The sequence below is a fragment of the Geodermatophilus telluris genome (assembly GCF_900102745.1).
GTDB lineage: Bacteria > Actinomycetota > Actinomycetes > Mycobacteriales > Geodermatophilaceae > Geodermatophilus > Geodermatophilus telluris.
The window spans coordinates 315,844-336,955 of the sequence record NZ_FMZF01000006.1; the positions used below are offsets into that span (position 1 = coordinate 315,844).

The 21,112-nt window shown below is 77.6% G+C and carries 19 protein-coding genes; 8 read left to right on the forward strand and 11 right to left on the reverse strand.

Going from position 1 to position 21,112, the window contains the following annotated elements:
• Window positions 1-97: 97 nt before the first annotated feature.
• On the forward strand, window positions 98-928 hold the full coding sequence (locus tag BLQ97_RS19375; RefSeq protein ID WP_091367782.1) for a CPBP family intramembrane glutamic endopeptidase: 831 nt from the start codon (window positions 98-100) through the stop codon (window positions 926-928).
• Between the two features lie 52 nt (window positions 929-980).
• Here the strand turns inward: BLQ97_RS19375 and BLQ97_RS19380 are convergent, their stop codons facing one another.
• Window positions 981-2,087, reverse strand: coding sequence for an alpha/beta hydrolase fold domain-containing protein (locus BLQ97_RS19380; RefSeq protein WP_091367784.1), 1,107 nt, complete (start codon window positions 2,085-2,087; stop codon window positions 981-983).
• A gap of 168 nt (window positions 2,088-2,255) precedes the next feature.
• Here BLQ97_RS19380 and BLQ97_RS23475 point away from each other — a divergent pair, with 168 nt between their 5' ends.
• The gene (locus BLQ97_RS23475) at window positions 2,256-2,399 is read left to right on the forward strand and encodes a hypothetical protein (RefSeq protein WP_175471824.1); all 144 of its coding nucleotides are present in this window, start codon (window positions 2,256-2,258) and stop codon (window positions 2,397-2,399) included.
• A gap of 22 nt (window positions 2,400-2,421) precedes the next feature.
• Here the strand turns inward: BLQ97_RS23475 and BLQ97_RS19385 are convergent, their stop codons facing one another.
• Both BLQ97_RS19385 and BLQ97_RS19390 read right to left on the reverse strand, forming a co-directional pair.
• Window positions 2,422-3,195, reverse strand: a complete 774-nt coding sequence (locus tag BLQ97_RS19385; protein ID WP_091367786.1) for an enoyl-CoA hydratase/isomerase family protein — start codon at window positions 3,193-3,195, stop codon at window positions 2,422-2,424.
• Window positions 3,196-3,255: 60 nt separating this feature from the next.
• Window positions 3,256-4,281, reverse strand: a complete 1,026-nt coding sequence (locus BLQ97_RS19390; RefSeq protein WP_091367788.1) for a site-specific integrase — start codon at window positions 4,279-4,281, stop codon at window positions 3,256-3,258.
• A gap of 106 nt (window positions 4,282-4,387) precedes the next feature.
• Here BLQ97_RS19390 and BLQ97_RS19395 point away from each other — a divergent pair, with 106 nt between their 5' ends.
• The 3 genes from BLQ97_RS19395 to BLQ97_RS19405 all read left to right on the forward strand — a co-directional run bounded on the left by BLQ97_RS19395 (window position 4,388) and on the right by BLQ97_RS19405 (window position 7,900).
• The gene (locus BLQ97_RS19395; protein ID WP_139173758.1) at window positions 4,388-5,554 is read left to right on the forward strand and encodes a hypothetical protein; all 1,167 of its coding nucleotides are present in this window, start codon (window positions 4,388-4,390) and stop codon (window positions 5,552-5,554) included.
• Between the two features lie 115 nt (window positions 5,555-5,669).
• Entirely contained in the window at window positions 5,670-6,983 is a 1,314-nt protein-coding gene (locus tag BLQ97_RS19400; protein WP_245692473.1) for an FAD-dependent oxidoreductase, read from the forward strand.
• Between the two features lie 68 nt (window positions 6,984-7,051).
• On the forward strand, window positions 7,052-7,900 hold the full coding sequence (locus BLQ97_RS19405; RefSeq protein WP_091367791.1) for a tryptophan 2,3-dioxygenase: 849 nt from the start codon (window positions 7,052-7,054) through the stop codon (window positions 7,898-7,900).
• 13 nt (window positions 7,901-7,913) lie between these two features.
• On the opposite strand, the gene BLQ97_RS19410 is transcribed toward BLQ97_RS19405, so the two are convergent.
• From BLQ97_RS19410 to BLQ97_RS19425, 4 genes are all read right to left on the reverse strand, one after another.
• Window positions 7,914-9,560: a thiamine pyrophosphate-binding protein gene (locus tag BLQ97_RS19410; protein WP_091367792.1), complete on the reverse strand. Its 1,647-nt coding sequence runs from the start codon at window positions 9,558-9,560 to the stop codon at window positions 7,914-7,916.
• Entirely contained in the window at window positions 9,557-10,333 is a 777-nt protein-coding gene (locus tag BLQ97_RS19415) for a cyclase family protein (protein ID WP_091367794.1), read from the reverse strand. Before BLQ97_RS19415 ends, BLQ97_RS19410 begins: the two co-directional genes overlap by 4 nt.
• Before the next feature lie 87 nt (window positions 10,334-10,420).
• Complete coding sequence (locus BLQ97_RS19420) at window positions 10,421-11,815, reverse strand: aspartate aminotransferase family protein (protein ID WP_091367795.1); 1,395 nt, start codon at window positions 11,813-11,815, stop codon at window positions 10,421-10,423.
• Between the two features lie 65 nt (window positions 11,816-11,880).
• The gene (locus BLQ97_RS19425) at window positions 11,881-13,824 is read right to left on the reverse strand and encodes a glucuronyl esterase domain-containing protein (RefSeq protein WP_091367797.1); all 1,944 of its coding nucleotides are present in this window, start codon (window positions 13,822-13,824) and stop codon (window positions 11,881-11,883) included.
• 70 nt (window positions 13,825-13,894) lie between these two features.
• Here BLQ97_RS19425 and BLQ97_RS19430 point away from each other — a divergent pair, with 70 nt between their 5' ends.
• Both BLQ97_RS19430 and BLQ97_RS19435 read left to right on the forward strand, forming a co-directional pair.
• Window positions 13,895-14,782 carry an ATP-grasp domain-containing protein gene (locus BLQ97_RS19430; RefSeq protein ID WP_139173759.1) on the forward strand — a complete coding sequence of 296 codons (888 nt, stop codon included), beginning with the start codon at window positions 13,895-13,897 and terminating at the stop codon, window positions 14,780-14,782.
• The gene (locus tag BLQ97_RS19435) at window positions 14,779-16,137 is read left to right on the forward strand and encodes a circularly permuted type 2 ATP-grasp protein (RefSeq protein ID WP_139173760.1); all 1,359 of its coding nucleotides are present in this window, start codon (window positions 14,779-14,781) and stop codon (window positions 16,135-16,137) included. Before BLQ97_RS19430 ends, BLQ97_RS19435 begins: the two co-directional genes overlap by 4 nt.
• Before the next feature lie 96 nt (window positions 16,138-16,233).
• Here BLQ97_RS19435 and BLQ97_RS19440 read toward each other — a convergent pair whose 3' ends face one another.
• The 3 genes from BLQ97_RS19440 to BLQ97_RS19450 form a co-directional block, all read right to left on the reverse strand.
• A complete protein-coding gene (locus BLQ97_RS19440; RefSeq protein WP_091367804.1) occupies window positions 16,234-16,833 on the reverse strand; it encodes a hypothetical protein in 600 nt (199 codons plus the stop codon).
• Between the two features lie 94 nt (window positions 16,834-16,927).
• Window positions 16,928-19,075, reverse strand: a complete 2,148-nt coding sequence (locus BLQ97_RS19445; protein WP_091367997.1) for a DEAD/DEAH box helicase — start codon at window positions 19,073-19,075, stop codon at window positions 16,928-16,930.
• A gap of 321 nt (window positions 19,076-19,396) precedes the next feature.
• Window positions 19,397-19,768, reverse strand: coding sequence for a cupin domain-containing protein (locus BLQ97_RS19450; protein WP_091367806.1), 372 nt, complete (start codon window positions 19,766-19,768; stop codon window positions 19,397-19,399).
• Between the two features lie 120 nt (window positions 19,769-19,888).
• Between BLQ97_RS19450 and BLQ97_RS19455 the strand changes: the two genes are divergently transcribed.
• Entirely contained in the window at window positions 19,889-20,596 is a 708-nt protein-coding gene (locus BLQ97_RS19455) for an NRDE family protein (RefSeq protein ID WP_245692474.1), read from the forward strand.
• Between the two features lie 29 nt (window positions 20,597-20,625).
• Here the strand turns inward: BLQ97_RS19455 and BLQ97_RS19460 are convergent, their stop codons facing one another.
• Window positions 20,626-21,099, reverse strand: a complete 474-nt coding sequence (locus BLQ97_RS19460) for a DUF5709 domain-containing protein (RefSeq protein ID WP_091367810.1) — start codon at window positions 21,097-21,099, stop codon at window positions 20,626-20,628.
• Window positions 21,100-21,112: the final 13 nt, after the last annotated feature.

Below are 21,112 nucleotides of genomic sequence, written 5' to 3' on the forward strand. Positions count from 1 at the left end.
GGTCAGCCCTCGCGGAGTCGAGGGCTGACCCGCTGGTCGGGCACCTCCCGGGCGGCGAACCCTCGGGTCCGTCCCTCTCCACCCGACGGAGGTCCCCGTGTCCGGCGCCGTGTCCTGGGTGCGACAGCACCGACTGACCAGCTTCTTCGTCCTCGCCTACGTGGTGTCGTGGACACCCTGGGCCGTACACCTGGCGGGGGCGTCCCTCGGCACCCCGTTCTTCCCCGGCGGTCCGCTGGTGGCCGCGGTCGTGGTCGTCGCCGTCGCCGAGGGCCGGCCGGGGTTCCGCGAGCTCGGCGCGCGGCTGGTCCGGTGGCGGGTCGGCTGGGTCTGGTACGTCGTCGCGGTCGGCCTGCCGGTGGTGATGGTGCTCGTGACCGGCCTGCTCACCGACTGGCTGGGGGGTCCCGCACCGGACCTCTCCGCGGTCGTGTGGACCGACGTGGCCCTCGTGCTGGCCGTCCGCCTGGTGAACCCGACGGACAGCGCGCTGGGCGAGGAGCCCGGCTTCCGCGGCTACGCGCTGCCCCACCTGCAGCTGCGGTGGTCCCCGCTCGCGGCGGCCGGGGTGCTCGGCCTGCTGACGGCGGGCTGGCACCTGCCGCTGGTGGCGCTCGGCAACCTGGGCTGGATCGGACTGCCCTCGACCGTGCTCATCGCCTTCGTCTACGTCTGGCTGGTCGACCGCACCGGCGGCAGCCTGCTCATGGCGATCCTCTTCCACGCCAGCCAGGGCGCGTTCACCTTCGGCATGCTCGGCTTCACCGGAGCCGCGCAGGACCGCGCCGCGTACGTCTACGCCGGCGTGCTCGCCGTGGTCGTGACCGGCCTGGTCCTCGGGGACCGGGCGGCCTGGCGCCGGGCACCGCGGTCGGCCGTCGCCGGGGAGCCGGTGCCCGCGACCGAACGGGTGACCTCCCGGCCGTGACACCGGCCGCGGTGGGCCCGGCCACGGGCCCACCGTCGCGCCGCGCGGCCGGTCAGAGACCGGCGACGAAGCCGCGGATGTCGCGGACGGCCGCCCGGTAGGCCTCCGGAACGGCCGTCCGCCAGGACATCTCCGCGGCGTGGGTGAGGCCGAGGTTCACCCGGCCGACGACGGGCACGCCGGCGCGCTGCAACAGCCGGAAGTAGGCGATGCCCTCGTCGCGCAGCGGGTCGAGCTCGTTGACGGTGACGACGTGCGGCGGGAGCCCCTCGACGTCGGCCTCGGTGGCGAAGTAGGGCCAGGCCAGCGGGTCCTCGGCGTGCTCGCCGGTCGGGTCGTAGACCGCGACGAGCACGTCCATCATCTGGCAGTTGAGGTAGTGCCCGTCGTTCTCGACCAGCGAGGGCAGCTCACGCAGCTTGCGCTCACGGCTCCAGCCGTAGCCGCCGCTGATGTAGGGCACCATCGCGTAGACGCCGTCGACGCGGTCGAGCCGGTTCTCGCGGCGGGCCTTGAGCACCGTCGCCAGCACGAGGTTGGCCCCACCGGACTCGCCCTGCAGGACGACCTTCGTGATGCCCAGCTGCTCGCGGTGCTGGTGGACCCAGTCGAGGGCGCTGCTGCAGTCGTCCAGCCCGGCCGGGAACGGGTGGGCACCGTCGGCGGTCCAGGCGTTGCGGAAGTCGACGGTGACCACCACCATCCCGGTCGCGGCGAGGTCCTCGCTCCACCGGACGTGCACCCGGTTGGCGGCCTCGAGGATCGTCATGCCGCCGCCGTGGAGGTAGACCAGGCCCGGCAGCGGCCCCGCGCTCCCGGCGGGGCGGTACACGTGCAGGCGGATCTCGTTGCCGTCGACCCCCGTGGTCGTCTCGACCCGGTGGTCGACGTCCGGGCGCTCCTCGCCGTCCCAGTCGCTCGGGACCGCGGCGTACAGGCCCTCGAAGGCGGCGTGCGACTGGCCCACGAACTCGGCGACCGTCGCGGGGTCGGCGGTCCGGTCGACGGGCGGTGGCGCGGCGTGTCCGTCCATGTCGAAGGCGGCGAGCCCGGCCCGCAGCCCGGGGTGCAGCCGGGGATCGGTGCGGAGCTCGACGTCCGGGTCGGCGAGCCGACCCTCCTGCCGCGCGCGGACCGTCTCCTGCGTCGTCTGGTCCATCAGCCGTCCCGGAGCGTTGGGGTGCCCACCTGAGGCGCCGCACTGTGGTCGGGGTCACGCGTGCTGTCAAGGAGGCTCGACCGCCTGCGGGCGCGCCGGAACCCCTGGCGCGGCGGGGCGACCGGCGGTAGGGAGGAGTGTGTTCCACCCTCGACGAGGGAGCACCCGATGGCCGACAAGTCGCCCCACGACGACCACACCGCGAAGAAGTCGGGCAAGGCCGTCAAGGCCAGGCGCAGCGAGCGCAAGGAGAAGCAGCAGGCCGCCTCGCAGGTGGAGCGGCTGATGCACCCGCGGACCGTCAAGCGCTGAGCGACCCCGCCGGCGAGCCCGGTCAGTCCGACCAGACCGGCGGGCGCCGGTCGAGGAAGGCCGCCAGCCCCTCGCGGAAGTCCGCGGTCGCGCCGAGCGCCACCGCCTCCTCCCGCTCGATCGCCAGCCCCTCCGCGAAGGGCAGGTCGACCCCCTCGGTGACGCAGCGCCGGATCGCCGCCAGCGCGCGGGCCGGCTTGCGGGCCAGCCCCTCGGCGTAGCCCTGCACCTCCTCGCGCAGCCGCTCGGGAGCCACCACGACGTCGACCAGGCCGATGGCGAGGGCCTCCTCCGCGCTCAGCAGCGTGCCGTCGTAGAGGAGGCGCAGGGCGCGCGGCCGGCCGAGCAGGCGGGCCAGCGCCTGGGTCGCCCCGACCGGCGGGAGGAACCCGATGCCGATCTCCGGCTGCCCGAGCCGGGCGGTGCTCGCGGCGAAGCGGACGTCGCAGTGCAGCACGATCTCCAGGCCGCCCCCGACCGCGGTGCCGTGCACGGCTGCCAGGAGCGGTTTCGGTGCGGCGCGCACCCGCCGCACCAGGTCGTGGCACGCGTCCACCCAGCGGCGCATGCCGTCGTCGTCGGTGTCGGCGAAGACCCGCAGGTCCGCACCCACGCTGAAGTGGGCCTCCAGCGCGCTGCCGACCACCACCACCCGGACGGCGGGGTCGGCGAGGTGCTGCTCCAGCGCCTCCGGGACCTCCCGGAGCATCTCCCAGTGGAAGGCGTTGACCGGCGGGCGGTCGTACTCGATCCAGCCCACCCGGTCGCGCACCGTGACCCGCAGGAACTCGGCCATCCGCGCACCCTCCCACCGCGGCCCGGCTCCCGGGCCGGGTCGCGCCCCGGGGCGCGCGGCTCAGAGCCCGAGCCGGGCCGAGGCCGGGTCGGCCCAGCGGCTGCTGGAGTCGTAGCCCCGCATGGTGGTCACCGAGGCCCAGCGGCCGGTGCGGGCCAGCTCCCGCTCGCTGACGCCGGCTCGGTAGCCCTCCGTGGCGAACGAGCGGCGCAGGCTGTGCGGGCTCAGCCCCTCCAGCGGGACGCCGGCCCGCTCGGCGGCACGGCGCAGCACCAGCCGCACCGACGACCGGGCCATCCGCGTCCGGCCGATGCGCGGCTGCGCGCCCCGCCCGACGCTGCGGAACAGCGGTCCGGAGCCGCCGAGGTCGGCCGCCTCGACCCACGCCTGCAGCGCGCGGACCGGGCAGGTCCGCGCCCGCACCCCGGGCGCCAGGGCGAGCACCTCGCCGGCGCCCTCCTGGTCGGTCTTGGACCAGCGGATGGTGACGTCCAGGCCGCCGTGCCCGGCCGGGGTCAGGTCGCCCACGTCCAGCCCGCAGACGTCGGAGGCCCGCAGCCCCAGGGCGAAGGAGGTGAGGATGACCGCCCGGTCGCGCAGGCCCGCCGGCCCCGGGGGGAGGTCCTCGACGAGGGCGCGGATCGTCTGCGTGTCCAGCGCCCGCGCCTTGCGCGGACGGCGGCCGTCGCGGGCCGCCGTCCGCCGGATGCCCCGGAGGACCTCCCGGGTGCCGGGGTGCTCCGACGGGCTGGGGTACCCGGCCTCGCGGTGCGCGTGCCCGATGCCGGACAGCCGGCGGGCGATCGTGCGGGGGCTGGCCCCCGCGTCGCCCAGCGCCGCCAGGTAGGTGGCCACCGCGGCGTCGGCCGCCGGCAGCGGGGTGAACCCGCGCTCCCGGGCCCAGGCCGACCAGGCGCGGAAGTCGGCGTCGTAGGCCCTGCGGGTGGACTCGGCCTTCGCGGCGGTGAGGTAGCGGCCCACCGCCGCGACGTCCCCGGGGAGCACCAGGCCCCCCTCGGCGGCGCTGACGACCGCCTCCCCCGCCCCGGTCGGCCCCGGCTCACGGCGGCCGTCCTCGGACTCCATAACAGGTGATTATGGAGTGCCTCCGCCCGGTCGTGCGCACCGCCCCGGCCGTGCGTTCGTCCGCGTTCGTTCGTCGCACATGACGGACGGGTGCACACTGGACGACGTGACCGAGGGGACGACGACCTGCGCCTATCCGGACTGCGCCCTCCCCGTGGCCCCGCCCCCGCCCACCGGCGGCCGCTCGTCGTACTGCACGCGGCCGGACCACAACCGCACGACCGCCTACACCGCCCGCCGCGCCGCGGCAGCCGCCCGCACGGCCGCACCCGAGCCGCCCGCCACCCAGCACCCGGGCGCCCCCGCCGCCGAGACGCTGACCGGGGTCGCCGACCGGCTCCGCGAGACCCTGGCGGCGATCGAGGACCAGGTGGGCCGCGCCCGGGAGGCGCTGACCCGGGCCGCGGACGCCGAACTCCTGGAGGCGGAGCGGGCGGCACTCCGCACCGACGCGCGCCGGGAGGTCGCCGAGGCCGAGCAGCGCGCGTCCCGGGCCGACCGGGCGCGCGCGGTCGCCGAGAAGGCCACGCGGGAGGCCCTCGACGTCGCCGCCCGGGCCGAGGCGGCCGCGGCGTCCTCCCGGGACGAGGCCGCCGCGGCCCGGGAGGACGCCGCGGGGGCCCGCGACCGGGAGGCGGCCGCCCGGGAGGACGCCGACGCCGCGCAGGCGACCGCGGAGCGGGCGCGCGCCGACGCGGGTGCGGCCGCGGCCGCCGCCGCCGAGGCCGAGGCGGGGCGGCTCGACGCCGAGCGCCGGCGCGAGGAGGCCGAGCGCCAGGCCTCCTCCGCCCGCGCCGGGACGGCCCGGGCGGAGGAGGCGCGCGACCGCGCGCTGGCCGAGGCCGCGGCGGCGCAGGAGCGGGCGGCGGCGGCGGAGGCCGCCCGCGACCGGGCGCTGGAGGCCGAGCGCGCGGCGCAGACGGAGGCCGGGCGCGTGCGGGCCGACGCGGTCCGGGCGGTCGGGCGCGCCGAGCAGGCGGAGGCGGCCGCCCGGCTGGGGACCACCGCCGCGGAGGGCCGCGCCCGCGCGGCGGAGGCGCGGGCCGACGCCGCGGCCGAGCGGGCGGCGGCGCAGGAGGCCCGCGCCGAGCGCGCCGAGCGCGCCGCCGAGGAGAGCCGGCGGGACCGGCTGCGCGCGGAGGAGGCACGCGACCGCGCGGTCGCCGACGCCGCGGCCGCGCGGGCCCGGCCGGCGGCCGCAGGGACACCGGGCAGCGAGGACCGGGACGCCGCGGCGGCGGAGGCCCACCCCCAGCAGGACGCCGTCGACTGAGTGCCGGCAGCGTCCCGCGCCGCCGGAGCACCCGGGCACCTCCCCTCGCGGCTACCGTGTCGCCGCGCGGCACCGGAGGCGCCCCGCCGTCCCGGGGGACCGAGAGGAGCCCGCCGTGAGCAGCACGCCGACCGAAGAGGACGACCGCTCCCGCGCGACCGCGGACCGGTCGCGGTGCGACGCCGTCGTCGTGGGAGGTGGCCCCGCGGGGATGGTGCTCGGACTGCTCCTCGCCCGCAGCGGCGTCGACGTCGTGGTCCTCGAGAAGCACGCCGACTTCTTCCGCGACTTCCGGGGGGACACCGTCCACCCCTCCACGCTGCGGCTGCTCGACGACGTCGGGCTGGCCGGGGCGTTCCTCGCGCTCCCGCACCAGGAGGTCGAGCGGCTCGGCGTCACGACCGACGACGGCGAGTTCACCCTCGCCGACTTCCGCCGCCTCCCGGGACCGTTCCGGTTCCTCACCTTCGTGCCGCAGTGGGACTTCCTCACCTTCCTCGCCGGGCAGGCGTCCCGGTACCCGCACTTCCGGCTGCTCCTGGGCGCCGAGGCGGTGGCCCTGCTCCGGCAGGACGGCAGGGTCGTCGGCGTCCGCCACACCACCGCGGACGGCGGCACGGGCGAGCTCCGGGCCACCCTGACCGTGGCGGCCGACGGGCGGGACTCGCGCCTGCGCGCCGACGCCGGCCTGGCGGTCCGGGAGTTCGGCGCCCCGATGGACGTGCTCTGGTTCCGGTTGCCCCGGGGAGCCGGCTCGGCGAGGCCGCCCTTCGGTGGCGTCGGGCGGCTCGCGCGCGGGCGGCTGCTGGTCCTCATCGACCGGGGGGACTACTGGCAGTGCGCCTACCTGGTGCGCAAGGGCAGCGTCGAGGAGGTCCGCGCGGCCGGCCTCGACGCGTTCCGCGCCGACCTGCTGCGCCTGCTGCCCGGCACGGAGGGGTCCGTCGCCGCCCTGCGGTCCTGGGACGAGGTGAAGGTGCTGTCGGTGCGGCTGGACCGGCTGTCCCGCTGGCACCGGCCGGGACTGCTGCTGATCGGGGACGCCGCGCACGCGATGTCCCCGATCGGCGGGGTCGGCGTGAACCTCGCCGTCCAGGACGCCGCGGCCGCCGCCCGCATCCTGGCGCCGTGGTTGCGCCGGGGCAGGGCCCCCTCCCCCGTCCTGGCCCGCGTCCGGCTCCGGCGGGTGCTCCCCACCGTGGTGACGCAACGGGTGCAGCGGCTCGTCCAGCAGCGCTTCGTCGACCGCCTGCTCACCGGGGACCGGCCGGCCGGGACCCCCGTCGTCCTCCGGCTGCTGCAGCGCTGGCCCGTCCTGCAGGGCCTCCCGGCCCGCGTCGTCGGCGTCGGTCTCCTCCCCGAGCGCGTGCGGTCCGCACCGCTGTCCGCGCCCCGGGAGGCAGCACGGGCCGGGCCGGGGCCCACCTGAGCCGGGCGGTCCCCGCGCGCGCCGGCACCGGACGAGGATGGCCGCCGGCACGAGGAGAGGGAGGGGCCATGGCGATCGAGGACGGCGTCCGCGCCATCGAGGAGGGGATGGCGACCGACTTCCGCGACCGGATGGACTACGGCAGCTACCTGGACCTCGACGTGCTGCTGTCGGCGCAGCACCCGATCAGCGACCACCACGACGAGCCGCTGTTCATCATCCAGCACCAGACCACCGAGCTGTGGCTGAAGCTCGCGCTGCACGAGCTGCGAGCCGTCCGCTCCTACCTGGACGCCGACGACGTCCGCCGCGCCCGCAAGGGCCTGGCCCGGGTCAAGCACGTCTTCCACACGATCACCGACCAGTGGTCGGTGCTGGCGACCCTGACCCCCAGCGAGTACACCGAGTTCCGCGGCGTCCTGGGCAACGCGTCGGGCTTCCAGTCCCACCAGTACCGCGCCGTCGAGTTCGTCCTCGGCAACAAGAACGAGCGCGTCCTGAGGGTGTTCGAGTCCCGGCCGCACGCGCACGAGCTGCTGGCCGCCGAGCTGGCGGCGCCGACGGTCTACGACGCCTTCCTGCGCCACCTGGCGCGGGCCGGCCACCCCGTCCCACAGCACGTGCTGCACCGCGACGTCCGCCGGCCCTGGGTGGAGGAGGCGGCGCTGGTCCCGGTGTACAAGGCGATCTACGAGGACACCACGACGCACTGGGCGGAGTACGCGACCTGCGAGGACCTCGTCGACCTCGAGGACGCCGTCCAGCTGTGGCGCTTCCGCCACCTGCGGACCGTGCAGCGGACCATCGGCTTCAAGCCCGGCACCGGCGGGAGCTCGGGTGTCGGCTTCCTCCGCCGGGCGCTCGACCTCAGCTTCTTCCCGGAGCTCTACACGGTGCGGACGCACATCGGCAGCTGAGCACCGCGCGGGCTCAGTGGCCGCGGAAGGCCTCCTCCAGCCACCACGACGGCCGCCCGCGCGCCACCTTGGCGTCGACGAGCAGCGGAGCGCGGCGCGGGCCGGCGACCCAGGACGCCACGGCGGCGACGTCCGCGGCGCTGCGCACGGTGACGGCCTCGAAGCCGTAGCCGCGGCCGATGGCGGCGAAGTCCGTCTCGGGGAAGCGGACGGTGTCCAGCACGTGCCCGTCCGGGCCGAAGTGGTGCACCTCGGCGCCGTACGCCGCGTCGTCGTAGACCACGACCACCATGGGCAGGCCCAGCCGGACGACCGTCTCCAGCTCGGCGGCGCCCATCAGCGCGCCCCCGTCGCCGAGCGCGGCGACCGGCAGCCGGTCGGGCCGGGCCAGCGCCGCGCCGATCGCCGTCGCCAGGCCCAGCCCCACCGACTGGAACGCCTGGGTGAAGCAGAACCCGGACTCGTCGGGGACGTCGAGGAACACGCTCGGGTGGCCCATGAAGTTGCCGGAGTCGACGGCGACCACGCGCTCGGCCGGCAGCACGTCGTCCAGCGCGGTGGTCAGCGTCCGCGGGTCGACCCGGCCCTCCTCCTGCGCCTCCTCGTACGGCTCGTCGCGCCACCGGCCGCGCCGGGCGATCCCGTCGCGCACCTCCGGTGTGCGGTACCCGGTCGCCGGCTCGCCGAGGTGGGCGGCCACCGCCCCGGCGACCGCCCGGACGTCGCCCACGACACCGAGGGCGACGTCGCGGTGGGCACCGATCGCGTCGCCGTCCAGGTCGACCTGGACGACGACGGCGTCGTCGGCGAGCAGCCGCCCGTGCCGCGTGGTCCACATGTTGAGGGCGCAGCCCCAGCCGACGACGAGGTCGGCCCCGGAGACCAGCTCCGCGGCCAGCGGGGTGGCGAAGCCGCCGGACACGCCGAGGTCCCAGGGGCTGCCCCGGAACAGGCCCCGGGCGACCGCCGAGGTGGCCAGCAGGGCGCCGCAGCGCTCGGCCAGCTCCTCCAGCGCGGCGCGGCACCCCGGCCCCCGGGACCCGCGGCCGGCCACGAACACCGGGCGGCGCGCGGCCCGCAGCGCCCCGGCCAGCCGCTGCACCGCGGCCGGGTCGGGCGGGGGCGGCTCGGCGGCCGGGGTGGCCGGCGGCTCCCCGGCGGGGGCCGGGAGGGCCTGCACGTCCAGCGGCAGGTTGAGGACGACGACCCGCCGCTCGCCGCGGGCGGTGGCGACGGCCGCGGCGGCCTGCGCGACGGCGCCGTCGGCCGCGGTGACCCGCACCGGCACCGCCCCGACCGCCTCGGCGAGCGCTGCCTGGTCGACGGCGAAGTTCGACCGCGGCGACGTCGCCTCGGCGACGACGACGACCAGCGGCGTGCGGCTCTTGGCCGCCTCGGTGATCCCGGTCAGCGCGTTGGTGAGCCCGCAGCCCTGGTGCAGGCTCACCGCGGTCACCGTCCCGCTGGTCCGGGCGTGGGCGTCGGCCATGGTGGCGGCGCCGGCCTCGTGCCGGGCGGCGGTGTAGCGGGCGCCGGCGGCGACCATCGCGTTGGTCACCGCGAAGTTGCCCGAGCCCACGACGCCGAACACGGCCCTGATCCCGCACCGCACCAGGGCGGCGCCGACGGCCTCGGCGACGGTGCCGCCGGCCGCGCTCACCCGCGCTCGACCAGCGCCAGCACCCGCGCCGGGGACCCGGAGCCGGAGACGATCGGCAGCGGGGCGGCGAGGACCAGCGCGCCGGTGGGCGGGAGCGCGGCCAGGTTCTGCAGCTGGGTCAGCCCGTACCGCCCGCTGCCCATGAGCGCCGCGTGGCACGGGAAGGGCGGGTCGAAGGAGTGCGCCGCGCCGGCGTCGGTGCCCACCGTCTCCACGCCCAGGCCGAGGACCGGTGACTCCTCGGCGATCCACCGCGCGCACGCCGGGGAGACGCCGGGGGTGTGCGGCCCCGTGTCGTCGGCGTTGAGGAAGTCCTGCTGGGAGGCCGAGCGGGCGTCCCAGCCGGTGCGGTAGAGCAGCCACCCGCCCTCGGGCAGCGGGCCGTGCTGCTCCTCCCACTGCCGCACGTGCTCGACCTCCAGCAGGAAGTCGGGGTCGGCGGCGGCCTGCGCGGAGAAGTCGAGCACCGCGGCCGGGGCGAGCAGCCGCCGCGCCGGCACCGACGCCACGTCGTCGCCGTCCCGCCCGGTGACCCAGTGGTTGGGCGCGTCGAAGTGCGTGCCGGTGTGCTCACCGGTCCGGAAGTTGTTCCAGTACCAGGCCGGGCCGCGGTCGTCGTAGCGGCTGAGCTCCTCGAGCTCGAACCGCGCGGTCTGGGCGAACGGCGGCGGCAGCTGGATGACCGGCGTGTCCGCCGACAGCGGTGCGGTGAGGTCGACGACCTCGATGCGGCCGGTGCTCAGGGCCTCGGCCAGCGTGGACAGGATCGACATCGGCGTCCCTCGGGCGTCGGGGGCGGGAACCGGCCCAGCCAAGCAGACGACCGGCCGCCACGGCGACGGACCGGCGACGGGCGGGCGTCAGACCAGCTGCTGGGCCTCGGTCAGCGTGTGCCGCAGCACCTGCTCCATCTCGTCGAACTCCGCCTGCCCGCAGATCAGCGGCGGCGCGACCTGCACGACGACGTCCCCGCGGTCGTCGGGGCGGCAGTACAGGCCGTTGTCGAAGAGCGCGCCGGGCAGGAAGCCGCGGACCAGCCGGTCGCGCTCCGCGGCGTCGAAGGTCTCCCGGGTGGCCTTGTCCTTCACCAGCTCGATGGCCCAGAAGTACCCGTCGCCGCGGACGTCGCCGACGATCGGCAGGTCCAGCAGCCGGCGCAGCGTCGCGCCGAGCGCCTCCTCGTGGTCGAGCACCCGTTGGTTGAGCCCCTCGCGCTCCATGAGGTCGAGGTTGGCCAGGGACACCGCGGCGGAGACGGGGTGGCCGCCGAAGGTGTAGCCGTGCGGGAAGGCCACGCCGGGGCGCAGGAACGGCTCGACCACCTTCTCCGAGGCGATCATCGCGCCGATCGGGCCGTAGCCGGAGCTCATGCCCTTCGCGCAGGTGATCAGGTCGGGCGTGTAGCCGAACTTCTCGCAGGCGAACGTCGTCCCGTGCCGGCCGAAGGCGCAGATCACCTCGTCGGAGACGAGCAGGACGTCGTACTGGTCGCAGATCTCGCGGACCCGGTCGAAGTAGCCCGGCGGCGGCGTGAAGCAGCCGCCGGAGTTCTGCACGGGCTCGAGGAACACCGCCGCGACCGTGTCGGCGCCCTCGAAGAGGATGGCCTCCTCGATCCGGTCGGCGGCCCAGCGGCCGAAGGCCTTGGGGTCGTCGGCGAACTCCGGGTGCCGGTAGAGGTTGGTGTTGGGCACCCGGAACCCGCCCGGGGTCAGCGGCTCGAAGTCCTTCTTCATGGCGGGCAGGCCGGTGATGGCCAGCGCGCCGTGCGGGGTGCCGTGGTAGGCCACCGCCCGGCTGATCACCTTGTGCTTCTGCGGCTTGCCGACGAGCTTGAAGTACTGCTTGGCGGCCTTCCACGCCGACTCCACGGCCTCTCCCCCGCCGGTGGTGAAGAAGACGCGGTTCAGGTCGCCGGGTGCCAGGTCGGCGACCCGCTCGGCCAGCTCGGCCTGCACCGGGGTCGTGTAGCCCCACACCGGGAAGTACGCCAGCTCGGCGGCCTGCTTCGCGGCCGCCTCGGCCAGCTCGCGGCGCCCGTGCCCCACCTGGACGACGAAGAGCCCGGACAGGCCGTCGAGGACCCGGCGCCCCCGGTTGTCCCAGAGGTAGGCGCCCTCCCCGCGGGTGACCACCGGGACCGGCGTCTCCGGGTGGCGGCCCTGGCGGGCGAAGTGCATCCAGAGGTGGTCCGCGGCGCGGGCGGCCGTCGCGTCCGGCGCACCGGTGGGCGGCTGCTCGATCGAGGTGGTCATGACGCTCCTCGGGCTCGGGGGATGGCGGGCGCTCCCCCGAGTCTGCGACCACCCGCCCCCTGCCGTCACCCGGTGCCCGGGGGACCGTGCTCCGCCAGCCAGGCGACCATCGCCGTCCGGGTGGCGCCGGAGAGCCGGTGCCAGTCGGCCAGCGGCACGCGCGGCACGCCGGCCGCCCGGCAGGCGGCGGCCACCGCGCCGGGCGGCGCCTCGGGGTCCCACGCCGGGTCGAGCACCAGCGCGGGGCGGCCGGCCGTCGCGGCGAGCAGGTCGGCCAGCGTGTAGTCCGGCCGGGCCCGCAGCAGCGGCTCGCCGCAGGTGGGGGCGGCGAGGACCGCGCCGGCCAGCGGCACCTGCCCGAGGGCGGACACGTGCAGCGCCACCAGCGCGCCGGTGCCGTAGGCGGCCACCCAGGCCCGCTCGTGCCCGGTGGCGGCCACCGCGACGGCGGCCACCGCGGCCGCGTCGGCGGTCATCCGGCCCAGCGGTGAGGAGCCGGGACCCGGGCGCTCGCCGTGCCGGGTGCCGCTGCCGACCGCGTCGTGGCAGGCGACCGCCCAGCCGGCCGCGGCCAGCAGCGCCGGCAGCGGCTCGGCCTGCTCGTAGCCCGCCCGCCAACCGGTCGCGGCGCACGGCGGGCCGAGCCAGAGCACCAGCCCGCGGCCGTCGCCACCGCCCGGCGGCCGCAGCAGGGTGACCGCCACGCCGTCCGGCGTCCGCAGGCCCTCCCCCGCCACCGGCGGACCGCCGTCGCTGCCACCCAGCGCGGCGCGGACGGCGGCGCGCAGCTGCGCACCGCGGACCGGCGCCGGGCCCGGCCGCACGCGGTCGGCCGGCCACGGGACCGGCGCCGGCGCCCCCCGCACGGGCCCGCGGCGGCGGGGCGGGCCGCCGAGCACCGACTGCGCCCAGTCCAGCTGCGCGGCCACCGCGGACCCGTCGGCCCGGTGGCCGCCGGGCCGCAGCGCCAGCTCCAGCGCGTCGGGCCGGCCGAGCAGGGCGAAGGCGTCGCGCGCGGCGTCGACCGCGGCGCGGGCGGCCGGGACGCGCTCGACCGGGTCCTCGACGGCCACCGACACCAGCACCGGCCGGGGCGCGGCCAGCGCGAGCAGCTCGTGGGCGTCGGTGGGCAGCCGGTGCTCCCGCCCGGCGAACCAGCGCAGCCGCGGGTGGTACCAGCCGGGGTAGTGCCGGGTGAGCAGCTCCACCCCCTCGCCGAAGTGCCGGTCGGTGCACAGCCGGGCGGGGATGGCGCCGAGCACGCCGCTGGAGCTGGACACGACGCCGGCGAAGCGGTCGTCGAAGGCGGCGGCCAGCAGCGCGGTCTTGCCGTTGCGGCTGTGCCCGCCGACCAGCACCCGGCGGGCGTCCACCCCGGGCTGGCCGGCCAGGGCGTCGAGGACCCGGGACAGCGCCCAGGCCCGCCAGGCCAGCCGGCCGGCGACGACGGAGGGGTGCGCCCGCTCGGCGGCCTCGGTGTCGTCGTCGCCGTCCGCGGCCGACACGAGGCAGGCGCCCCAGCCGCGGGCCAGCGCCGCCTCCGCCCAGGCCCCGTGGCTGGACTGCAGGAGGTAGACGGGCACGTCGCGGCGCACGCCGGCCGCGGGCACCGGCAGCAGCAGCCGCGCGCGCACCGACCAGCCGTCGCCGACGACGAGGTCCCGCGCCTCGACGCCGCCGTCGGTCCGCACCTGCCGCACCTGCACGGCCGTGCGGCGCGGGGCGGGCGGCAGGTCCCCGGTCAGCCAGCGCCGCCAGCGGGCGCGCAGCACCGCACGGCGCGCCGGCCACGCGCCGGGGCCGGCGGGTCCGGCGGGGAGGCCCTCGACCGGCGACCACAGGCCGGTGCGCGCCGGCAGGCGGGCGAAGTCCGGCGCCGGCTCCCCGCCGGCGGCCAGCCACGCCGCGAAGGGCGCGCTCGGCGGCAGGGCCCCGGCCAGCTCGGCGGTGTAGCGCCGCCGCCGCGCGGCGGCCGAGCGCCCGGTCCGCTCGGGGAGGACCTGCGTCATGCGCCCGCACGGTAGGGCGATCGGCGGCGCCGTGGGTGTCACGCGTGTTGCGTCCGGGCACTGCTGCGCCGTGCGCGTGCTGCTGGTGATCACCGACGAGGACTGGTACGAGGACGCCGGCTACGCGGCCGCCTGGGTGCGGGCGCTGGAGGAGCAGGGCGCCGACGTCGAGCGGCTGGCCCGGGTGCCGGCCGACTGGCCGGTCAGCGGCCCGCCCCCGGGGCACTACGACCTGGCGATCGCGCACGTGCTGGTCGAGGAGGTGGTGGCCTACGCGCCGACCTTCGCCCTGGCCACCCTGCTCGAGGCGTCCGGCGTGCCCCTGCTCAACCCCGTCACCTCGCTGGTCGCCTCCGCCGACAAGCTGGTGACCCACGCCGTGTGGGCGGCCGCCGGCGTGCCGCAGCCGGCCGCGTGGGACCTCGCCCGGCTCGCGGAGTGGCCGCTGCCCGGCCGGCGGATGGTGCTCAAGCCCTCGCTCGGCGACGGCGCCCGCTACGTCGAGCTGGTCGGCGACCTGGACGCCGCCCGCCGGGTCGAGGAGTCCTGGCGGGCCGACGAGGCGGCCGGCGGCCACCGGCGCGGCACCTCGCTGCTGCAGGAGTGGATCGCCGAGCCGGCGTGCGCGCGCGTGTTCGCCACGCCCACCAGCACCTCCCTGGTCTACGAGAAGTCCCGGGAGGAGGGGGCGCTGGTCACCCACGGCACGGTCTACCCGCGGGTGTACGAGGCGCCGCCGGACCTGGCGCAGCTGGCCCAGCGCAGCGTCGCCGCGCTCGGTGGCGGGCTGATGGGGGTCGACGTGCTCGTCGGGCAGGACGGCCGGCTGGTGGCGCTGGAGGCCAACGCGCCCTTCGGCTTCGACGTCACCGACCCCGAGCAGGGGCGGTGGGTGGCCCGCGCCGCCCTGGCCGCCGCGGAGCGCGCGGCGGCCCGGCGCGCGGCGGCCGCCGCGTGAGCGCCGGGGAGAGCCTGGACGAGGCGCTGCTGCCCGACGGCGGCGACCGGCCGCACGCGGCCGCGGCGCTGGCCGCCGTCCGCGCGTACGGCCCGGCCCGGCTGGCCGCGGACGTGGCCCGCGACGTCGCGGACCTCGGCCTGGAGCACGGTCCCGCGGGCGAGGCGCACCCGTTCACGGTCGACCCGGTGCCCCGGGTGCTGGAGCGGGCGGAGTGGGCGGAGGTCGCCGCCGGGCTGGACCAGCGGCTGCGGGCGCTGGAGGCCTTCGTCGCCGACGCGCACGGTCGGCGCGAGGCGGTCCGCGCCGGCGTGCTCCCGGCCGAGGTGCTCGACAGCAACCGCCACCTCACCCCGGGGCTGCCCGCGCCGAGGCGCTGGATCGGCATGGCCGGGCCCGACCTCGTGCGCGGCGCCGACGGGCGGCTCGTCGTCCTGGAGGACAACGTGCGCACCCCCACGCTGCTGGCCTACGCCCTGGCCGCCCGCGACCTCGTGGCCCCGCGGCTCGGCGTGCAGCCGTCACCGGCGCCGGTGCACGAGGCCACCCGGGACGCGGCGCGGCGCATGCTCGCCGACGCCACCGACCTCCCCGACCCGGTCGTGGCGGTGCTCGGCGACGGGCCGCGCAGCGCGGTGGCCTGGGAGATCGACCGGCTCGGGGAGGTGGTCGGCGCGCCGGTCGTGCTGCCGGAGCAGCTCACCGCGCGCGGGGACGACCTGCTGCTGCCCGACGGGCGCCGGGTGGACCTGCTGTGGCGGCGCACCAGCGAGGAACGGCTGACCGGTGACGACGGCCGCCCGAACGAGCTGGGCGAGCTGCTGCTGGCGCCGCTGCGCGCCGGCACGGTCACCGTCGTCAACGCCTTCGGCACCGGCGTCGCCGACGACAAGCGCACCTTCCCCTACGTGGAGGACCTGGTCCGCTTCTTCCTCGGCGAGGAGCCGCGGTTGCGCTCCCAGCCGGCCTACGACCTCGGTGACCCCGCGCAGTGCCGCGCCGCGCTCGACCGGCTGCCGGAGCTGGTGCTCAAGCCGCGGTCCGGCTCCGGCGGCCACGGGGTCCTCATCGGGCCGCGGGCGGACACCGGGCAGCTCGAGCGCGCCCGCGCCGCCGTGCTGGCCGCCCCCGGGGAGTGGATCGCCCAGGAGCCGGTGGCGCTCTCGACGCACCCCACCGTGGTCGACGGCGCGCTCGTGCCGCGGCACGTGGACTACCGGCCCTACGCCTTCTGCGCCGACGACGGGACGACCGTGCTGCCGGGCGGGTTCACCCGGGTGTCGCTGGCCGAGGGCGACCTGGTGGTCAACGCCTCGCAGGGCGGCGGCGGGAAGGACACCTGGGTGGTCGGCTGAGCGGACGACGGCGACGGGGGGCCCGCGCCGCCGGCCTGCCGGTGCGGGACGTCGCCCCGGGCTCCGACCTCCGGCGGGTGTTCGTGCCGACGGCGCTCAGGCCGCCGGCGCGCAGGCGCGCACGACCAGCCCCTCGAGCGTCCCCCGCACCCCGCCCACCGCCCCGGCACTCGACGCGTCGAACCGCAGGCGGTAGGCCGCGACCACCTCGGCACCGGCCAGGCGCGGTTCGCCGGCCCGCACGAGCCGGCCGCAGAGCCGACCCTCCATGACCCCCGTGTCACCGCACCGCTGGCAGGCGTCGAACGCCGGCGCGCGGTGCGTGCCCTGGTTGGTCAGCCCGCTCAGCGTGCCGTGGACGACGCCGGCCCGGGAGCGCCAGGTGAACGTCGCGGTGTGCACGCCCCGGCGGTTCCCGTCGCCGTCGGTGTAGACGGTCACCAGGTCGACGCTGCCCAGCCGGCCGTCGAGGAGACGCCCCACCTCCGAGGCGCAGTCGTGGGAGCGCAGCTCCAGCTCCAGGTCCTGCTCGGTGGTGAGCGTCCGGCAGCCGTCCTCCGGACACTGGTGCTCCTGGCCCTCCGGGCGCGACAGCCGGCCCGCGACGTCCACGGACAGCTCGGACAGGCACACCTCGGCCGCGAGCAGCCCGGCGGGCCCGGCGTCGCACAGGTCGTGGCGGTCGCAGCAGGTCACGGTCCCTCCCCGGGTCGGTGCTCGGGCAGAGGAGGGCGGAGCCGCCGGCGGTGATACACGGCAGCTCACCGCCGGGCGAGGTCCGGTGCTCCGGTCAGACCGCCGCGAGGTCCCCGGGCCCGGCCGCCTCGCGCAGCGCGTCGGTGAGCAGCGCGACGAGCACCTCGACCTGCACGTCGTTCGGCGCGCCGGCCGGCTCGTCGGACCCGTCGAGCGCCCGGGCGGCGAGCCCGGCCTTGCTGTCGACCAGCTCGGCGACCCGGGCGTCGATCGTCTGCGCGGCGATGATCCGCCAGGCGGTGACCGGCTCGGTCTGCCCGATGCGGTGGCTGCGGTCGATGGCCTGGGTCTGCTCGGCGTCGGTCCAGGACAGCTCGGCCAGTACCACGTTGGAGGCGACCTGCAGGTTCAGGCCGACACCGGCCGCGGTCAGCGAGCACACCGCGACGGCGACCTCCGGGTCGGTGGTGAACGCGTCGACGCTGGCCTGCCGCGCCCGCGGCGTCTGGTCACCGCGGATTGAGGCGTACCGCACGCCCTGCCGGGCGAGGGCCTCCTCGGCGGCGTCCATCACGTCGACGTGCTTGGCGAAGAAGACGACCTTGCCGGCGCTGCGCGCGAGCTGCGCGGCGTAGTCCGCGGCCAGCCCGGCCTTCGCCCGGCCGATGCGCCGCATCGTGGCGAACACGTTCTCGCCGGTCCCGGTGGCCGCGTCCTTCAGCTCCGAGCGGGCCACCCGGCGCACCAGCTCGGCATCGACCTCCCCGGCGGCGGTGCCGGACGACCGGGCCGCCAGCGCCGTCTCGTACTGCGCCACCATCCGGCGCACGAGGTCGCGCTCGGCCGCGCGGATCGAGCGACCCACCGGCCCGTCGAGCTCGACGGGGAGGTCGGCGATGCGGCGGGCGGGGATGTCGGCGGCGACGTCGGCCTTGCGGCGGCGCACGATGCCGAGGTCGATCACGCACTGCCGGGCCGCGGCGGAGAAGCCGCGGTCGGCGGGCGTGAGGCCGGTGTCCTCGAGCGCGTCGAGCAGCTCGCCGAGGGGCGCGTCGTCGTCGATCCAGCCGAGGAACTGCCAGATCGCCCGGAAGTCGTCGACGTCGTTGATCAGCGGGGTGCCGGTCAGCGCCATGAGCAGGGGCGTGCGGCCGAGGGACCGCAGCCGCGCGGACAGCTCGAGGACGTGCCGCGAGCGCTGCGAGCCCTTGTTCTTGATGAAGTGCGCCTCGTCGACCACGATCCCGCGGAACCCGAAGTCGCCGAGCCAGCCCACGTGCCGGTCGAGCACCTCGTAGTTGACGACGACGACGTCGGCGAACCCGTCGACCGTCTCGCCGTCGCCCTGCACCACGGTGGCCCGGCGGTGCGGCGTCCAGCGGGCCGCCTCCCGCGCCCAGTTGGTCTTCACCACGTTGGGCACGACGACCAGCAGCGGGTGGGCGCCGGCCGCCTCGGCGGCGAGCAGCGCCTGCGCGGTCTTGCCCAGCCCCGGCTCGTCGGCGAGCAGGAAGGTGCGGTGCCCGCCCGCGGCCGCGGCGACCACCTGTCCCTGGTGCGGCATGAGCTCCAGCCCGGCGGGGGTGAAGCGGGACGTCGGGACGGGCAGGTCCATGCAGGCCGGGGCGCCGGCGCCGGCCCGCTCGAAGGAGGTGAACAGCGGGCCGAGCAGCTCCCAGCCGGCCAGCCGGCGGGGCCGCGCCGGCCGCTGCGGGAGGGCGGAGAAGTCGGGGGCCAGGAAGGGGTTGGCCAGCTGCCGGGAGACCACCGACTGCGGCACCACCCGCCGGTCGGGGCCGGCCGGGACGGCCTCGGCCGGCGCCGGCGCGGGCTCCTCGGGCGCGGGCTCCACGCCCAGGTCGCGCAGGATCTCCCGCCGCAGCGACCGGGCGGCGTCGGTGACGACGGCGTCCTCGCCGAGCAGCGCGAGCAGCCCGGCGTCGCGGACGGCGGTGGTCGCCAGGACCGTGGCCACGCCGTCGAGGCGCTTGAGCTGCTCGGCGCGGGAGCCGTCGCTGCCGGGCGCCGCCTGGACGCGGGCCCGCTCCTCGCGCAGCAGCAGGGCGACGGCCTGGAACCGGGTGCGCACCGACGGCGTGACGCGCCCGCGCGCGGCGGCCGCCTCGACCTCGCGCGCGGTCCGGGCGAGCACCGCGACGAGGTCGCCGTCGTGGCGCACCCGCCGGTCGCGCCGCGGGGTGGTGCGGCGGGCGCCCGTCTGGCGCCGGCCTGGTCGAGCCACGAAGTCCTCCTCTGCGGTGCCGGGCAGGACCGCCGCGGCAGCGTGCTGCACACCCGCGGGCGGGACGGGGCCGTCCCGGCGTGGGGTGCGTGGTGCTCCGGACGCGGGACCGGCCCGCGGATCCGCAGGGATCGACGCTGCCGGCCCGGTCGGCACTCCCCTGTGACAACGCGTCCGCGGGTGCACCATTCCCCGTGCGGGGCCTCCTCGAACCGAGGGGGCCCACGTGCAGGGTAGGGCGCCGGTGGGCACGGACGCGGGCAGGCCCGCCCGCCGTCGCGCCGGGAGGGGCACCCACCGCCCGGCGGGGCCCGGGCGGGATCAGCCGAGGAGGGTCACCAGGGGCTGCCCGGCCTCCACGAGGTAGGTGGAGAGCATCTCCCCGGTGCCGGGGCCCACGTCGCGCGCGTCGTGCGGCGTGCCCGGCGGGATCAGGAACCCGTCGCCGGCGTGGAGGGTCAGCGTCTCCCGGCCCCGGATCGCCATCGTCACCGTCCCGGCGAGGATGTAGCCGACCTCCTCACCGGGGTGCGTGTGCCAGCCCGACGAGACCCCGACCGGGATCCGGGTGAGCACCTGGACGATCTCCCGCCCGGGGACGGACGAGGGGGCGCGCTGGACCTCGGTCCGCTCGAGGGTCCCGGCGAACGCGTCGGCCGGGGACGGGGCACTCCTCGCGGCTCCGGACACCATGACCGGACCTCCTCCGACGGTTCGCTGCACCGGCCGTCCCATCCTCCGGTGCGGGCCGGGCGGGCGCACCGGTCGGACGACTCCCCGACGCGCCCGGGCGGTGCCGGGGAGGATGCACGCGTGTGCACCGTGGTCGTCCGCTGGTCGACAGGACAGCCCGTGCGGGTCCTCGCCCTGCGCGACGAGCTCACCACCCGCCCCTTCGACGATCCCGGCCGCTGGTGGCCCGACCAGCCCGACGTCGTCGCCGGCCGCGACCGGCTCGCCGGGGGCACGTGGTGCGCGAGCCGCGTCGCCACCGGGACGACGGCGCTGGTGCTCAACCGGGCGCGCGAGCGCGTGGCGGCCCCCGGCGCGGCCAGCCGAGGCGTGCTGCCGCTGCTCGGCGTGGCACACGGCACCGGCTGGCGCGACCACGTCGACCTCACGGGGATGGCCGGTTTCCTGCTGGTCCTGGCCGCGCCCGACCGGCTCCTCACCTGGGACTTCGACGGCGAGCGGCTGCGGGAGACCGAGCACCCGGAGGGCACCGTGATGGTGACCTCCGGGGGGCCCGAGGACCGCAAGACCGAGCGCCACCTCGACGCCTTCCGGGCGGCCGACCCTCCCGAGGGGTGGCGGGACCTGGTCCGGCAGGCGCCGCCGAGGGACGACCCCGGCGCCCTCGTCGTGCGCCACGAGGAGGACGGGCGGGTGTTCGCGACGGTGTTCGGCCAGCTGGTCGAGGCCGAGCCGGGGAGGCTGCGCCTGGACCACAGCAGGGAGCCCTGGACCGCCCGGCCCTGGCACACCCTCGCCGTGGAGCCGGGTGCGCCACGGGTCGTCTGACGCACGCCGCCCGGGCACACCCCGGACCGTCACCCGGGCCGGTCGCCCTCGCCGGCGTCCTCCCGGGTGGCGACGACGTGCACGGCGGCCTCCTCCGCGGAGGCCGCCGCCGAGTCGATCCCCGCGTCGAGGGCGTACAGCTCGGGCTCGACGTCCTCCCCCGCGTCCCCGCCGGCCGCGACGAGCCGGCCGGCCCGGACGTCGCCGACCTCGTCGTCGCGCAGCTCCCCGTCGGTGTCCGACACGTCGCCGAGGCCGTCGCCGTCGTCGGTCCAGCGGAGGTCGGGGAGCTCGCGGGCCAGCCGCCCGTCGAGGCCCTCGCCGGTGGCCTCCTCCCGCTCCGTCGTCCCCCAGTCGTCGACCGCCCAGGCCCGCTCGGCCGGGGACCAGCCCACGTCCAGGACGTCGCGGACGCCGAGCTGCTCGAGGGTGTCCTCCGGCTCGAGGACCCCGGTGGCCTCCTCGGGGTCGGTTCCGTCCGTGCCGTACCGCCCTGGGTCCACGGCGTCCGCCCTC

Bases quoted from the DNA above. Each gene is read 5' to 3' on its own strand.
- BLQ97_RS19425 (WP_091367797.1), bottom strand. From the start codon at position 13,824: ATGACGCAGGTCCTCCCCGAGCGGACCGGGCGCTCGGCCGCCGCGCGG.
- BLQ97_RS23475 (WP_175471824.1), top strand. From the start codon at position 2,256: ATGGCCGACAAGTCGCCCCACGACGACCACACCGCGAAGAAGTCGGGC.
- BLQ97_RS19405 (WP_091367791.1), top strand. From the start codon at position 7,052: ATGGCGATCGAGGACGGCGTCCGCGCCATCGAGGAGGGGATGGCGACC.
- BLQ97_RS19420 (WP_091367795.1), bottom strand. From the start codon at position 11,815: ATGACCACCTCGATCGAGCAGCCGCCCACCGGTGCGCCGGACGCGACG.
- BLQ97_RS19415 (WP_091367794.1), bottom strand. From the start codon at position 10,333: ATGTCGATCCTGTCCACGCTGGCCGAGGCCCTGAGCACCGGCCGCATC.
- BLQ97_RS19450 (WP_091367806.1), bottom strand. From the start codon at position 19,768: ATGGTGTCCGGAGCCGCGAGGAGTGCCCCGTCCCCGGCCGACGCGTTC.
- BLQ97_RS19385 (WP_091367786.1), bottom strand. From the start codon at position 3,195: ATGGCCGAGTTCCTGCGGGTCACGGTGCGCGACCGGGTGGGCTGGATC.
- BLQ97_RS19390 (WP_091367788.1), bottom strand. From the start codon at position 4,281: ATGGAGTCCGAGGACGGCCGCCGTGAGCCGGGGCCGACCGGGGCGGGG.
- BLQ97_RS19380 (WP_091367784.1), bottom strand. From the start codon at position 2,087: ATGGACCAGACGACGCAGGAGACGGTCCGCGCGCGGCAGGAGGGTCGG.